Genomic DNA, 14,152 nt, shown 5'->3' with positions numbered 1-14,152 from the left:
GTGACCCCCAGAGGGAAGGGGTCAGAGGTCGTTGCGGCCCGGGACGACGTGCGGGACGGCCACCAGCGCGAGCACGGCCAGCACGGCGGCCGCGGCGAAGACGTAGAAGCCCCACGGGTACGCGATGCCCAGCGTCACGAGGGTGCCCGTCACGGCCGGCCCGAGGATCGCACCGATGCGCCCCACCCCGGCGGAGAAGCCGAGGGCTGTGCCGCGGAGGTGCGCCGGGAAGATCTGCGAGACCCAGGCGTAGACGAGCACCTGGGCGCTGAACACGAACACCCCGGTGACGAAGACGGCCGCGTTGAGCAGGAGCTCGTTCTGCATCTTGATGCTCAGGAACGCCAGCAGTACCGCGGAGACCCCGAACCACATCAGCACGATCCGCTTGGCCCCGTGCTTGTCTGCGAGCCAGCCTGCGAGCACGAGGCCCGCCACGGCGCCGATGTTGAGCACGAGCAGGAGCGTGAGCGACGAGCTGAGCGAGTACCCGGCCTCGGCCATGAGGGTGGGCAGCCACGTGTTGAGGCCGTAGACGAGCAGGAGGCCCATGAAGGAGGCGACGGCGATCCCGAGTGCCACGAGCGGGTACGGCTTCTGCAGGAGGCTCTTGAAGCCGACCGGCTGGGACTCCTCGGCGACCTCGGCAGGCTCGAGTGTGCCCTCGGGGGCGGCCTTCGACGGCAGCGATTCGGGGAGCTTGAACCACAGGAACGGCACGAGCGCGAGGCCCGCGAGGCCGCCCGCGATGAACATCACGCGCCAGTCCGGGATGACCATGAGCGCGAGGAACGCGGTCGCGACGGCGCCCACGTGGTACCCGGTCATCGTGCGGGTCGTGTTCGAGGCGCCGGAGCCGGCCGGAGCGTAGTCGTTGATGTAGGCCAGCGCAGCCGGCAGGCAGGCGCCCAGGCCCAGGCCCGCGAGGAGCCGGAACAGGCCGAAGAGTGCGACGTTCGGCGCGATGACCACCGCGAGGGTGAACACCGAGAACCACGCGACGCACGCGATCAGGAGGCGCCGGCGGCCGAACCTGTCGGAGAGCGGCGCGATGAACAGGGCGCCGAGGCCCACGCCGACGAGGGAGATGGTCGCAGCGAACGTGGCGCCGACCGGGTCGAAGCCGAGTTCCTTGGTCTTGAGCAGCGTGGGGATGACGGCGCCGAGGACCACGAGGTCGAAGCCATCGAGGACCATGGCGAGCCAGCAGAGCCACACCGGCCACTGGGACTTCTTCGAGGACACGGGGGTCTGGGGCATCATTGCATCGTTCCGCACCTGAGAGGTGTATCACCGAGCCGTGTCGTGTGCGACACTGGGATCCATTCAATGGAATCGGGTTGGACCGGTGCGGGTGCGACAGGAGAGGCCGAGATGGCGAATTCGACGACCGGGGACTCGGTGGTGGACCGCGTGGTCCGCGTCCTCGAGGCCTTCCCCGAGGGCGTCAGCTCGCTCCCGCTCGGCGAGCTCGCGGCCCGCGCGGGCCTTCCGCTCACGAGCGCGCACCGGCTCGTCAAGCAACTCGCCGAGCACCGACTCCTCGAGCAGGCCCCGGGCGGCAAGGTGCAGCTCGGCCTGCGGCTCTGGGAGCTCGTGAACCGGAACTCGCCCACGCTCGTCCTGCGCCAGGCGGCGCTGCCCTTCATGGACGACATCCACCAGGTCCTCAACCAGAACGTGAACCTCGCGGTGCTCCAGGGGGACGACGTCCTCTTCGTCGAGCGGCTCTCCCGCAGGGGTTCTGTGGCCAACCGTGCCAAGGTCGCGGGCCGCATGCCCGTGCACATCTCCTCCGCCGGCGTGGCGATCATGTCTGCGCAGCCGCCGCACGTCCAGGCGGCCTACCTCGCGCGCTTCCGCGACCCCACGGGGAGGACGACCGCCGAGCATGTCCGTCAGATCCTCGCCGCGGCCGCGACCCAGGGCTTCGCGGAACTCGCAGGCGTGGTCGACCCCGACACATGGGGCATCGCCGTGCCCATCCACGACCGCCAGCGTCGGCCCGTCGCGGCCATCGGCGTTGTGGTCCCGCTCGCCGAGGTGCGGATCCAGCAGCTCGTCCCAGCGCTCATGACGGCGGCCCGGGGCATCGGCAGGCAGCTCGGCGAGCGCGCGCAGTAGGCGGGCCGGCCGCGCGCGGCGGGCGTGCGCCGTCGTGCGGGCCGAACGGCGCACGACGGCGGGAGCGCACCTCTCGTTTTCGTCGGTGCCTTCCGATCAATGGAATTCGGGTACGCCGCGCAGGCGATGCGCGTCACACTCATTCCAGACGCTTCGCCGCCGCGGATCCCGCGAGCCGGCCCCACCCCCGAAAGGAACGATCATGGGCGATCGCACCGTCATCACCACGCAGGTGGCCATCATGGGCGCAGGGCCCGCGGGCCTCATGCTCTCCCACCTGCTCGCGCAGGCCGGCATCGACAGCACCGTCGTGGAGATCCGCAGCCGCGAGGCGATCTCCAACACGATCCGCGCCGGCATCCTCGAGGCCGGCAGCGTCAACCTGCTCGTCGACTCCGGTGTGGACAACGTGCTGCGCAACGGCCACGAGCACGAGGGCACGGAGTTCCGCGTCAACGGCGTGAGCCACCGCATCGACTTCAAGGGCCTCGTCGGCCAGTCGGTGTGGCTGTACCCGCAGAACGACGTGTTCGACGACCTCGCCGCCCGGCGCGAGGCTGACGGCGGCGACGTCCGCTACTCGTGCAGCAACGTCGACACCGCGGACCTCACCGGCCAGCCCAAGGTCTTCTTCACGGACGAGGACGGCAAGGACTTCGAGCTCCGCGCCCAGATCCTCGTCGGCGCCGACGGCTCCCGCAGCCACTGCCGTTCCGCGATCCCCGAGTCCGAGCGACGCTGGTACTTCAACGAGTACCCCTTCGCCTGGTTCGGCATCCTCACCGAGGCCCCGCGCAGCTCGCCCGAGCTCATCTACGCCAACTCCGAGCACGGCTTCGCGCTCATCTCCCAGCGCACCGACACCGTGCAGCGCATGTACTTCCAGTGCGACCCGGGCACCAACCCGGACGAGTGGACTGACGAGCAGATCTGGGAGCAGCTGCGCCTGCGGGTGAACGGCAACGGCTTCGAGCTCAAGGAGGGTCCGGTCACGAGCAAGGTCGTGCTGCCGTTCCGCTCGTTCGTCGCCGAGCCGATGCGGTACGGGAACCTGTTCCTCGCCGGCGACGCCGCGCACACCGTGCCGCCCACCGGCGCCAAGGGCCTCAACCTTGCGCTGCACGACGTCCGCCTCCTGTTCGAGGGCCTCGACTCGTTCTTCAAGTCCGGCTCGTCCGCGATCCTCGACGCCTACTCGGAGCGCGCGCTGGACCGGGTGTGGAAGGCACAGAACTTCTCGTACTGGATGACGACGCTCCTGCACACCGTCCCGCAGGAGGAGAACCACGCGTTCTTCCGCGCCCGCCAGCTCGGCGAGCTCCGCTCGCTGCTCGATTCCGAGCACGGCCGCGCCTACATCGCCGAGTGCTACACGGGGTGGCAGACGAAGTAGCCTCCTGCGCCCGCGCCACGGCCCCCGGTACCTCCAGGTTCCGGGGGCCGTTCGGCGTCTTCCGGCCATGATGGGTCCATGACCCAGAGCCCCGCCCCCGAACCCGACGACGAGCCCGCCTTCTACCTCGACAAGTCCGACCCCGCGGTCTGGAAGGCCCTCAATGCCTTCACCCTCCAGGTGCGGAAGGTGACGGACGACGCCGGCCTGCCGCGCGCCGTCGTCGAGCTCGCCTCGGTGCGGATCTCGCAGATCAACGGGTGCGCGTTCTGCCTGGACCTCCATGGCCGGCTTGCGGTCGAGGCCGGCGTGCCCGAGCGGAAGCTGCACGTCCTGCCGGCTTGGCGCGAGGCTGGGCTCTTCACGGTGCTCGAGCGGGCCGCCCTGGATATCGCCGAGGCCGTCACGCACCTGCCCGACGACGAGGAGCGCATCTCCGCACTCGCGCGGGCCCGGGCGGAGCTGGGGGATGCCCGGTACTCGGCGCTGTGCTGGGCCGCCATCTCGATGAACGCGTTCAACCGCGTCTCGATCGTGAGCCGCCACAAGGTCGGCCCCTAGCGCCGAGGTCACCGCGTGTGGTGCCGAGGTCGCCCCGTGTGGCGCCGAGGTCACCGCGTGTGGTGCCGAGGTCACCGCGTGCGGTGCCGAGGTCACCGCGTGTGGCGGCGAGGTCACCCCGTGTGGCGCGGAGGTCATCCCGTGTGGCGCGGAGGTCACCCCGCCGGGGAATGCCGGTTGGCGGTCCCGCATGTGCTGCCCTAAGCCGCATTTCCTGAGCCAATTCACGCAGCAGAAGCGGCTGTGGGCAGCTGATGTCCCGCTGGCGCGGTCGGAGAGGTGACCTCGGCGTCAGAGGGGATGACCTCGGCGTCAGGGGAGGTGACCTCGGCAAAGAGAGGGGTTGTTCTCCGATGTTCAGCGATATATCGTTAAGTTCCGACTCCGCCCGGGGCCGGCGCAGATCTATCCGCTTCGGGAGAACACCATGTGCGAAATGCCACGACACCGCCACCATGAAGAAATGCACCACCACGACGGACCCCACCGTCCCGGCTCGGGCTTCCCGGGCTTCGCCCCAGGAGCCCCCGGCTTCCCCGGGTTCCCCGGCCATGGCTTCAGCCCGGGCGGCCACGGCCACCACCCCGGCCACGGCTTCCCCCCGGGCTTCGGGCCCCGCGGAGGACGCCGTGCTAGCCGCGGGGACGTGAGGGCCATGGTGCTCTCACTCCTCACGGAGCAGCCGCTCACCGGCTACGGGATCATCCAGGCCGCCAGCGCCAAGACCAACGGCATGTGGAAGCCGAGCCCCGGCTCCGTGTACCCGACACTCGCCCAGCTCGTCGACGAGGAGCTCGTCGAGCAGGCCGGAGAGGGCAAGCGCACCGAGTACACGCTCACGGACGCCGGCCGCGCCTACGCCGCGGACCATGCCGAAGAGCTCACCAAGGCCTGGGACGCCGCGCCCGGAACGAGCGAGGCGACCGAGGCGTTCATGGAGAGCGTCGGCAAGTTCATGGGGGTGCTGCACCAGTTCCGTGCTGCCGCGACGGACGAGCAGCGCACCCAGGCCGCCGCGAAGATCGACGAGGCCCGCAAGGCCCTGTACCTGATCCTCGCGGAATAGCCAGCCGGACAGCACGAGTCAGGAGAAGCCATGTCAATGCACCCACCCGGGCGACCCGGCGCCGTCGTGCGCGGCGGGCGCATTGGAACCGGCGATGTGGCGCTGCAGAAGAAGCTCAACGCCGAGGCGCCCAAGATCCCGCACCTGCTCGCGCGGATCGCCGAGCTGTTCCGCCCGCACCGCGGGGCGCTCGCGCTCACGGTGGTGCTGGTCCTGGCGGCGGCGGCGCTCTCGGTCGCCCCTCCGCTGCTGACCCAGCGCATCTTCGACCAGGGGCTCTTCCCGCCCACGGGCCGCCCCGACGTCCCCATGCTGGTCCAGCTCGTGGGTCTCATGGTCGGCGCGTACGTGCTCTCGGCCCTGCTGGGTGTGTGGCAGACGTACCTGACCTCGACGGTGGGCAACGAGGTCATGGGCTCGCTGCGCGTGCGCCTGTTCACGCACCTGCAGTCCATGGAACTGAGCTTCTTCACCCGCACCAAGACGGGCGTGATCCAGTCGCGGCTGCAGAACGACGTCGGCGGGGTCGCCGGGGTGCTGTCGAACACGGTCTCGGGGGTGGTCGGCAACGTCGTGACGGTCATCGCGGCCTTCGTGGCCATGGTGGCGCTGAACTGGCAGCTGACCCTCATCGCCGTCGTGCTCATGCCGTTCCTCGTCGTCGCGCAGCGGCGGGTCGGGCAGGTCCGCGCCCGGATCGCGACGAAGACCCAGGAGTCCCTCTCCGACATGACCGCCATCACGCAGGAGTCGCTGAGCGTCTCGGGGATCCTGCTGTCGAAGAGCTTCAACCGCCAGCCGGACGAGATCGGCCGGTACTCGAAGGAGAACCGGAACCTGGTCCGGCTGCAGATCCGCCAGGCCATGAGCGGCCAGTACTTCTTCGCCCTCGTGACGATCTTCATGTCCTCGATCCCGGCGATCGTGTACCTCGTGGCGGGGTGGCTGCTGACCGGGAGCGTGGGGGCCGGCGCCCCGGCCGCGATCACCGCCGGCACGATCGTCGCGTTCACCAACGTCCAGGCGCGCCTGCTCTTCCCGCTCATCGCCCTCATGCGCGTGGCCCTCGACCTGCAGACCTCCGGCGCCCTGTTCGCGCGCATCTTCGAGTACCTCGACCTCAAGCCCGCGATCACCGACGCGCCCGACGCCGCCCCCCTCCCCGACGGCGCGCCGCGACTGGGCGAGGTGGCGTTCGACGGCGTGACGTTCCGCTACCCGGACGCGCGCGGCGAGGAGCGGGCCACTTTGGAGGACGTGTCGTTCGCGATCGAGCCGGGGCAGTACGTCGCCTTCGTCGGGCCCAGCGGCGCGGGCAAGACGACGGTCTCGTACCTCATCCCGCGCTTCTATGAGGCGACCTCGGGGTCGGTACGCTTCGCGGGCCGGGACGTGCGCGATATCGAGCGCGAGTCGCTGGTGAGCCATATCGGCGTCGTGAGCCAGGAGACGTACCTGTTCCACGCCTCGATCGCCGAGAACCTGCGGTACGCAAAGCCCGATGCGACGCTCGAGGAGCTCGAGGCCGCCTGCCGCGCGGCGAACATCCATGCCACGATCCAGTCCTTCCCGGACGGCTACGACACGGTGGTGGGGGAGCGGGGCTACCGGCTCTCCGGCGGGGAGAAGCAGCGGATTGCGATCGCGCGCGTGCTGCTCAAGGACCCCGAGGTCCTCATTCTCGACGAGGCGACGAGCGCCCTCGACACCGTCTCCGAACGCCTCGTCCAGCGCGCCCTCGACGCCGCCGCCCACGGCCGGACCACGATCGCGATCGCGCACCGGCTCTCGACCGTTGTCGGCGCGGACGTGATCTATGTGGTCGACGGCGGCCGGATCGTCGAGCGCGGAACGCACGCCGAGCTCCTCGCGGCCGGGGGGACCTACGCGGGGCTGTACGCCGAGCAGGCCGCGGCGCCGTCGCCGGCCCGGCAGGCCTGACGGCGGGCGGGTCCCCCGCGCCTCGCCGCCCGGCGTTTCGGGTACGCGAATTCGGGTGGCCCGGCGTCTCGGGTACGCGAATTCGGGTGGCCCGGCGTCTCGGGTACGCCAAATTCGTCAGGGCGACACCCTGTGAGCATAGCGATGGGGTGAGACGGCTTGGGGCGAGGGAGATCGCCTGAGGGCGACTCACACGCAAGAAGCCGTCGCAGCGCGGGTCATGTCCTGACTCAACAGCAACAAGCCGCCTCCCGGCATCGGACGGGAACGCACGCACGACGGCGCGGCGCACCTGCGTGCGTCGGCCACACGCCGTCGTGCGTGCCCGAGAGGCCCTGAGGCCGAAAGATCTGTACCCGAAAGGCCCTGAGGCCGAAACATCTGTACCCGAAACGACCCCGCCCGCCCAGCTGCGCCGCCCCGCCTCGCCGGCCCCGCCCAACCCGCGCGAGAGCGGAATCATAGTCCCCGGATTGTCACTTCAACAAACGGGCGTGGGATGATGGGAAGGATGACTTCTCGCCCTGCCTCTCCCGACACCCGTCCCCAGGTCCTGCCCACGGCAGAGGGCTGGGAGCAGCAGCGCACCCCCGAGGGCCGGCCGCTGCTCCAGTTCGCGTCCCCGAGGGTCAAGCAGCCCCCGCAGCACCTCGCGGACCTCTCCCTCGAGGAGCGCCAGGCCAAGCTCAAGGAGCTCGGCCTCCCGGCGTTCCGCGCCAAGCAGCTGAGCACCCACTACTTCCAGCACTGGACCACGGACCCGGCCGCGATGAGCGACCTCCCCAAGGCCGGCCGCGAGGACCTCGCCTCCGAGCTCTTCCCGCCGCTGCTGACCGAGGTCCGCCGCCTCAAGACGGACGACGGCAACACCATCAAGTTCCTCTGGCGCCTCTTCGACGGCGCGCTCGTCGAGTCCGTGCTCATGCGCTACCCCGGCCGCATCACCCTCTGCGTGTCCAGCCAGGCCGGCTGCGGCATGAACTGCCCGTTCTGCGCCACGGGCCAGGCCGGTCTGACCCGCAACATGTCCACCGCCGAGATCGTGGACCAGGTCGTCGCCGCGAACCGGCTCATCGCCGCGGGCGAGCTGGGACAGGCCGAGCACCCCGACGAGCGCGTCACCAACATCGTGTTCATGGGCATGGGCGAGCCGCTGGCCAACTACAAGCGCGTCATGAACGCGGTGCACCGCTTCGTGGACCCGGTCCCGATGGGCCTGGGCATGAGCGCCCGCAACATCACAGTCTCGACGGTGGGCCTCGTCCCCGCGATCCGCAAGCTCGCCGACGAGGACCTGCCGGTCACGTTCGCGCTCTCCCTCCACGCGCCCGACGACGAGCTCCGCGACGAGCTCATCCCCGTCAACAACCGCTGGAAGGTCGACGAGGCCCTCGACGCCGCGCACGACTACTACAAGAAGACCGGCCGTCGAGTGTCCATCGAGTACGCGCTCATCAAGGACATGAACGACCACGCGTGGCGCGCTGCCCTCCTCGCCAAGAAGCTCAACCAGCGCGGCCGCGGCTGGGTGCACGTGAACCCGATCCCGCTCAACCCGACCCCGGGCTCGATCTGGACCTCCTCGGAGCGGCCCGTGCAGCAGGAGTTCATCGAGACCCTGCGCGCGGCCGGCATCCCCACGACCCTGCGCGACACGCGCGGCAAGGAGATCGACGGCGCCTGCGGCCAGCTCGCCGCAGCGGAGTGAGCGCTTCCGAGAGGACGCACGACGGCGCCGCGCGCCCGGGTGGGCGGCGCGCCGTCGTGCTCTCCAGGCTTCGCAGGTTCGTGCGCGAGCTGCTGTTCAGCATGGGCCCGCTCAGGAACGACCACCAGGTCGCCGTGCGCTGCGCGGTGGGCGTGTTCGTGCCGCTCATGACGCTCGTTGCGGTCAACCGGCTCGATCTGGCCATCTTCGCGAGCTTCGGGGCGTTCACAGGCATCTACGGCCGCAATGAGCCCCATCGCCAGCGGATCGTGACGCAGGTGCGGGCGGGGCTGCTCATGGTCGGCGTCCTGTTCGCCGCAACGGTCGGGGCCCGGCTGAGCCCCGGCGGGGCGATGGACCCGTGGGCGATCGTCGGGGCGACGACGCTGGTCGCGTGGGCGTGCTCCGTCGTCGTCGGGCTGTGGCGGCTGCGGCCCTCGGGCTCGCTCTTCCAGATCTTCGCGTTCGCGGCCGTTGCATCGATGCCACACCAGCCGCCGCTCGGGGAGGCCATGCTCGCCGCGGCGGGATCGGCGGCCCTGAGCCTGGCCATCGGCGTGGCATCGCGCGTCCACCCATCGCGCCGGACCCCGTTCACCTGGGACGCCGTCCGCGCGGCGTGGCGCATCCGGCTCGGCGCCGAGGAGCGGAAGGTGCTGTGGCTCGAATCCCTCGGCTACCTCATCGCCGCCGGGATCGCCGGGACGCTCGCGACGATCGTCGGCCAGACCCTCGGGTTCGGCCACAATTACTGGGCGATGGTCGCCGCGGTGGTCCCGCTCGTGGGCCACTCGACCCGGCACCGCGTGGACCGGGGCGTCCAGCGTATCCTCGGCACCGTGGTGGGACTCGCGGTCCTCGCGGGGATCGTGGCGATCCGGCCGCCGGCGTGGCTCATGGTCGTGTTCATTGCGGCGTGCCAGTTCGGCGCGGAGATGCTGATTGCGCGTCAGTACTTCCTCGCCCAGGTCTTCGTGACGCCGCTCGCCCTCATGTCCACGCTGCTCGTGGCCCACGTCAACCCGCTGGACCTGCTGCACGACCGCTTCATCGACACCGTGATCGGCGCGATCGTGGGCGTCTTCGTGGTTTTGGCCCCGAGCGTCTGGCGGCGCTGGATCCGGTGGCGCTCGCGGGCGGAGCAGCTGGAGTGGTAGCGCGTTTCGACTGGTAGGCCCTCCCCTCAGCCGACAGCGTGGATGCGCACGGGGTTCATGACGGGCTTGCCGTAGCAGATGGAGTCGTCGAGCTCCTGGTACGGGCCGAAGTTGGGGATGCGCCGATAGCCGGCCGCCTCGTAGAACATCTTCCCGTCCGGCTGGGCTGACCCAGCCTCGGCGAGCATGAGCGTCACGCCGGCGCCGTGGGCCTCCGCTTCGAGCGCGGTGAGGATCGAGGTCGCGATACCGGCCCCGCGCGCGTAGGGGAGGACATAGACGCGCTTGACCTCCGCCGTCGTGCGCTCGACCCAGCGCAGGCCGCCGCAGCCGAGCGGCTGCCCGGTGGCGCGCTCGTAGGCGATGAGGAAGATCGCGACGTCCGCGGCCGACGGCGCGTCCCCGGCCTCGTGGTCTGCATGACCCCAGCGCGAGTCGAGCTCGGCCTGCTGCGCGGCGCGGAGGTCGCGGCCCACGGGGTTGCTCCACGGAACGCGCCGGATGATGAGCTTGGGGTGGGTCTGCATGACGCTCTCCTGACTTGAGGTGCCGCGTTGTATGCGTGAAACGGTAGTGAGCGCGTGTTTCGGGGCCGTGACGCAGACGTGATTTCTGGCGAACATGTGGCTACGCTCACTGCGGCGAGCCCACCGTCGGAAGGAACCCCATGGAATACCGCAAGCTCGGCACCTCGGGCATGTACGTCTCGGAGATCGCCTACGGCAACTGGGTCACGCACGGCGACCAGATCGACCAGGAGACCGCGACCGCCTGCGTGCGGACGGCGCTCGACCTCGGCATCACGACCTTCGACACCGCCGATGCCTACGCCGGCACCCGCGCCGAGTCCGCGCTCGGGGAGGCACTGGCGGGGGTACGCCGCGAGGGCCTCGAGATCTTCACCAAGGTCTACTTCCCCACGGGCGAGGGCAAGAACGACCGCGGCCTCTCCCGCAAGCACATCATGGAGTCCATCAACGGCTCCCTCCGCCGTCTCCGCACCGACTACGTGGACCTCTACCAGGCCCACCGCTATGACTACGAGACCCCGCTCGAGGAGACCATGCAGGCCTTCGCGGACATCGTCCACGCGGGCAAGGCTCATTACATCGGAGTCTCCGAGTGGACCCCGGACGAGATCCGCGCCGGCCACGAGCTCGCCACCGAGCTGAAGATCCGGCTCGTCTCGAACCAGCCGCAGTACAACATGCTCTGGCGCGTGATCGAGGCGGAGGTCGTGCCGCTGTCCGAGGAACTCGGGCTCGGGCAGATCGTCTGGTCTCCGATCGCGCAGGGGGTGCTGACGGGCAAGTACCAGCCCGGCGCCCAGACCGCACCGGCGGAATCCCGCTTCTCGACGGCCGAGGGCACTGTCAAGGCGGACCACCGGTACCTCCAGGACACCGTGCTCGAGCGGGTCCAGGCGCTGCGGCCGCTCGCCGAGGAGGCCGGGCTGTCCATGGCGGCATTCGCGGTGGCCTGGGTGCTGCAGAACAAGAACGTCTCGGCGGCGATCATCGGCGCGTCCAAGCCCGAGCAGATCAAGGACAATGTCACGGCCTCCGGGGTCACCCTCGACCCGGCTCTCCTCGCGAAGGCGGACGAGGTCCTCGGGGACGTCGTCGAGCGCGACCCGTCCAAGGTCGAGTCGTTCCTGAAGCGGGCCTAGCTCACTCCCCTCCAGCCTCGCTCACCCCCACGCATCGACTGCTCCATAAGTGTCGTTATAGGGCCCCAAAACGACACTTACGGAGCAGTCGATGAAAGGGGGGCGCGGGCCTGGGGGAATGGGGCGCGGGCCTGGGGTCATCGGGGGAGGTCGCGCCGGGCGAGGTCCTTCTCGGCCGGCCCCTGGATGACGGTGCCGTCCAGAGCGAACCGCGACCCGTGGCAGGGGCAGTCCCACGTGGGTGCCTCGCCGTCGGCGCCCCGGCTGAACTCGACGACGCAGCGCAGGTGGGTGCACCGGGCGGAGAGCGCGTGGGGCGCGCCGGAGTCGTCGGCGTAGACGGCGGTGGCCTTCCCGTCCACGTCGAACACCGCGCCCTCCCGCGGTGCCAGCCGGGGAAGCCCGCGCCACGGCGGGAGGCGAGGCTCCGCCGTCGTGCTTTCGGCTTGCCGTGCGGGGGCGACCCCGCGCGTGCTGTCGAACAGCCCCGCCCACGGGCTCGCGCCGCCCGTGATCGCGTCCGCGACGGCCAGCGCCGCGGCGGTGCCGTTCGTGAGGCCCCACTTCCGCAGGCCCGTGATGACGTACACGTGGCGCGCGTCCGGGGCGAGGGGGCCGGCGAACGGCAGCCCGTCCGCGGGGAGCGTGTCCTGGGTGGACCAGCGGTAGGCGGGCGCGCCGCTGCCGAGGCGCTCGCGGGAGAACTCGGCAAGCCGGTCGAAGCGCTCCGCGGAGCCGGCCCCGGGTGCCCCGCCCCCTTCGGCGCCCACCGGATGGCCTTCGCCGCCCACGAGCACGTAGTCGGTCCCGCCCTCCCGGGTGGACAGGATCGAGCGCATGGGCTCGTCGGCGCTGATGAACGTCGCGTCCTCCGGCAGGCTCCCGCCCGGGACGGGGCTCGCGACGATGTACGAGCGGTGCAGCGTGAGCCGCTCGCGGTACCGGCCGCCGTCGGCCATCGGGACGTTGGTCGCAACCACGATGTCCCGCGCCCGCACCGTGCCCCGCTCGGTGACGGCCTCGGCCGGGCTGCCGTCGCGCAGCTCGGTCACCATGGTGCGTTCGACGACGACGCTGCCGCCGCCGTCCACGGCGCGCGCGAGTCCGCGGAGGTACTTCACGGCGTGGAGCTGGGCCTGGTGGTCGAAGCGGACGGCCCCCGCGGTGGGGAAGGGGAGGGGGACGTCCGCGGTGTACGACGCCGGGAGGCCGAGCCGGGCGGCGAGCTCGGCTTCGGCACGGATCGCCGGGAGGTGCTCGGCGGATGCGGCGTAGGTGTAGTTGGCGACGCGGCGGAAGCCGCAGTCGATGTCCTCGGCCGCGACGGTCTTGGCGATGTGCTCGAGGGCGGCCTCGTTGGCCTGCCCGTAGGCCCGGGCTGCGTCCTCGCCGTGGTCCGCGGCAAGCGTGCTGTAGGCGAGGCGGTGCAGCGAGGTGACCTTGCCGGTCGTGTTCCCGGTGACACCGGTGCCGATCCGGGAGCCCTCGATCACGCCCACCGTGAGGCCTCGGCGCTTGAGCTCCAGCGCGGCCGCGAGCCCGGCGATGCCTCCGCCGATCACGGCGACGTCCACGTCCAGGTCACCGTCCAGCCGCGGGTAGTCCGTCTCCTGCGCGGTGGCGATCCAGAGGGAGATGACCTTTGACTGCGCTGCGTCCGCCACGACTGCCTCCCGGAACCGCGCCTGTGTAAAATCGGGTTAGGCTATTTTAGATCGACGGCGAGCGTGGAGAGAAGGGGCCAATGCCAGCACACCACAGCCCGGAGGCGCCGGGCCCCGAAGTCCGCACCCACGTCCGAGTCCCGCTCGCGCTGCCCGACGGTTTCACAACGACCGCGGACGTGTTCACGTTCCGGCACCTCGCCGACCCCCTCGAGCACCTCCTGCTCGGGCTCGGCGACTGGGAAGGCGCCCTCGCGCAGGCGGCCGACGGCGGCGCTGCCCCCCTCGTGCGGCCACACAGCGAGTGCCTCACGGGCGATGTCCTCGGGTCCCTGCGCTGCGACTGCGGGCCCCAGCTCCGCGAGGCCGTCGAGCGGATCTCCGGTGAGGGCGGGTTCCTCCTCTACCTGCGGCAGGAGGGCCGCGGGATCGGACTGTACGCGAAGCTCGACGCCTATGCCCTCCAGGACCAGGGCCTCGACACGTATGCCGCGAACCGCGCCCTCGGCCGCGGCGAGGACGAGCGCGACTACCTCGTGGCCGCCCAGATGCTCGGCGCCGTCGGCGTGGAACGGATCCGGCTCCTCTCCAACAACCCCGACAAGGCCGCGCAGCTCGAGTCGTTCGGGATCGGGGTGTCCGAGCGCGTCCCGACCGGCGTGCACCTCTCCGCCAACAACGTCCGCTACCTCGAGGCGAAGCGCGACCACACCGCGCACACCCTCGACCTCGGCGTACCGGGCCTGGCGGCGACGGACCTGACGGGCCTTGACCCGACCGGGACGGACCTGACGGGCCTCTGACGCCGCAGCGTTGGGGACCCTGCATTGAGGGGTCATGTCCCTGACGCACGACGGCGGCGGGCCGGG

At 70.7% G+C, this 14,152-nt stretch carries 12 protein-coding genes; 9 read left to right on the top strand and 3 right to left on the bottom strand.

Annotated elements, in window-relative coordinates:
• Positions 1-21 precede the first annotated feature (21 nt).
• Positions 22-1,260, bottom strand: coding sequence for an aromatic acid/H+ symport family MFS transporter (locus CGQ25_RS15490; protein ID WP_208710739.1), 1,239 nt, complete (start codon positions 1,258-1,260; stop codon positions 22-24).
• A gap of 114 nt (positions 1,261-1,374) precedes the next feature.
• Here CGQ25_RS15490 and CGQ25_RS15485 point away from each other — a divergent pair, with 114 nt between their 5' ends.
• The 7 genes from CGQ25_RS15485 (at position 1,375) to CGQ25_RS15455 (ending at position 9,950) form a co-directional block, all read left to right on the top strand.
• Positions 1,375-2,124: an IclR family transcriptional regulator gene (locus tag CGQ25_RS15485; protein WP_208710738.1), complete on the top strand. Its 750-nt coding sequence runs from the start codon at positions 1,375-1,377 to the stop codon at positions 2,122-2,124.
• Between the two features lie 202 nt (positions 2,125-2,326).
• A complete protein-coding gene (locus CGQ25_RS15480) occupies positions 2,327-3,517 on the top strand; it encodes a 4-hydroxybenzoate 3-monooxygenase (RefSeq protein WP_208710737.1) in 1,191 nt (396 codons plus the stop codon).
• A 78-nt stretch (positions 3,518-3,595) separates the two neighbouring features.
• A complete protein-coding gene (locus CGQ25_RS15475) occupies positions 3,596-4,078 on the top strand; it encodes a carboxymuconolactone decarboxylase family protein (protein WP_208710736.1) in 483 nt (160 codons plus the stop codon).
• A gap of 463 nt (positions 4,079-4,541) precedes the next feature.
• Positions 4,542-5,144 carry a PadR family transcriptional regulator gene (locus CGQ25_RS15470; RefSeq protein WP_255405372.1) on the top strand — a complete coding sequence of 201 codons (603 nt, stop codon included), beginning with the start codon at positions 4,542-4,544 and terminating at the stop codon, positions 5,142-5,144.
• A gap of 30 nt (positions 5,145-5,174) precedes the next feature.
• Positions 5,175-7,085 (top strand): ABC transporter ATP-binding protein, encoded by a 1,911-nt coding sequence (locus CGQ25_RS15465; protein WP_255405371.1) that lies wholly within the window; start codon positions 5,175-5,177, stop codon positions 7,083-7,085.
• Positions 7,086-7,596: 511 nt separating this feature from the next.
• Complete coding sequence (gene rlmN / locus CGQ25_RS15460) at positions 7,597-8,793, top strand: 23S rRNA (adenine(2503)-C(2))-methyltransferase RlmN (RefSeq protein WP_208710734.1); 1,197 nt, start codon at positions 7,597-7,599, stop codon at positions 8,791-8,793.
• Positions 8,794-8,894: 101 nt separating this feature from the next.
• Positions 8,895-9,950 carry an FUSC family protein gene (locus tag CGQ25_RS15455; RefSeq protein WP_208713119.1) on the top strand — a complete coding sequence of 352 codons (1,056 nt, stop codon included), beginning with the start codon at positions 8,895-8,897 and terminating at the stop codon, positions 9,948-9,950.
• 26 nt (positions 9,951-9,976) lie between these two features.
• Here CGQ25_RS15455 and CGQ25_RS15450 read toward each other — a convergent pair whose 3' ends face one another.
• Positions 9,977-10,477, bottom strand: coding sequence for a GNAT family N-acetyltransferase (locus CGQ25_RS15450; RefSeq protein ID WP_208710733.1), 501 nt, complete (start codon positions 10,475-10,477; stop codon positions 9,977-9,979).
• A 140-nt stretch (positions 10,478-10,617) separates the two neighbouring features.
• Between CGQ25_RS15450 and CGQ25_RS15445 the strand changes: the two genes are divergently transcribed.
• The gene (locus tag CGQ25_RS15445; RefSeq protein ID WP_208710732.1) at positions 10,618-11,619 is read left to right on the top strand and encodes an aldo/keto reductase family protein; all 1,002 of its coding nucleotides are present in this window, start codon (positions 10,618-10,620) and stop codon (positions 11,617-11,619) included.
• 137 nt (positions 11,620-11,756) lie between these two features.
• Here CGQ25_RS15445 and CGQ25_RS15440 read toward each other — a convergent pair whose 3' ends face one another.
• A complete protein-coding gene (locus CGQ25_RS15440; RefSeq protein ID WP_208710731.1) occupies positions 11,757-13,283 on the bottom strand; it encodes an FAD-dependent oxidoreductase in 1,527 nt (508 codons plus the stop codon).
• Between the two features lie 80 nt (positions 13,284-13,363).
• Here CGQ25_RS15440 and ribA point away from each other — a divergent pair, with 80 nt between their 5' ends.
• A complete protein-coding gene (ribA, locus tag CGQ25_RS15435; protein WP_208710730.1) occupies positions 13,364-14,086 on the top strand; it encodes a GTP cyclohydrolase II in 723 nt (240 codons plus the stop codon).
• Positions 14,087-14,152 lie beyond the last annotated feature (66 nt).

This window comes from Sinomonas sp. R1AF57 (assembly GCF_002224485.1).
Classification (GTDB): Bacteria; Actinomycetota; Actinomycetes; order Actinomycetales; family Micrococcaceae; genus Sinomonas; species Sinomonas flava.
Note: the sequence above shows the minus strand (reverse complement) of the source record. Positions and strands in the feature narration are given on the sequence as shown.

Bases quoted from the DNA above. Each gene is read 5' to 3' on its own strand.
- ribA (WP_208710730.1), top strand. From the start codon at position 13,364: ATGCCAGCACACCACAGCCCGGAGGCGCCGGGCCCCGAAGTCCGCACC.
- CGQ25_RS15455 (WP_208713119.1), top strand. From the start codon at position 8,895: ATGGGCCCGCTCAGGAACGACCACCAGGTCGCCGTGCGCTGCGCGGTG.
- CGQ25_RS15480 (WP_208710737.1), top strand. From the start codon at position 2,327: ATGGGCGATCGCACCGTCATCACCACGCAGGTGGCCATCATGGGCGCA.
- CGQ25_RS15470 (WP_255405372.1), top strand. From the start codon at position 4,542: ATGCACCACCACGACGGACCCCACCGTCCCGGCTCGGGCTTCCCGGGC.
- CGQ25_RS15490 (WP_208710739.1), bottom strand. From the start codon at position 1,260: ATGCCCCAGACCCCCGTGTCCTCGAAGAAGTCCCAGTGGCCGGTGTGG.
- CGQ25_RS15485 (WP_208710738.1), top strand. From the start codon at position 1,375: ATGGCGAATTCGACGACCGGGGACTCGGTGGTGGACCGCGTGGTCCGC.
- CGQ25_RS15465 (WP_255405371.1), top strand. From the start codon at position 5,175: ATGTCAATGCACCCACCCGGGCGACCCGGCGCCGTCGTGCGCGGCGGG.
- CGQ25_RS15445 (WP_208710732.1), top strand. From the start codon at position 10,618: ATGGAATACCGCAAGCTCGGCACCTCGGGCATGTACGTCTCGGAGATC.
- rlmN (WP_208710734.1), top strand. From the start codon at position 7,597: ATGACTTCTCGCCCTGCCTCTCCCGACACCCGTCCCCAGGTCCTGCCC.
- CGQ25_RS15475 (WP_208710736.1), top strand. From the start codon at position 3,596: ATGACCCAGAGCCCCGCCCCCGAACCCGACGACGAGCCCGCCTTCTAC.
- CGQ25_RS15450 (WP_208710733.1), bottom strand. From the start codon at position 10,477: ATGCAGACCCACCCCAAGCTCATCATCCGGCGCGTTCCGTGGAGCAAC.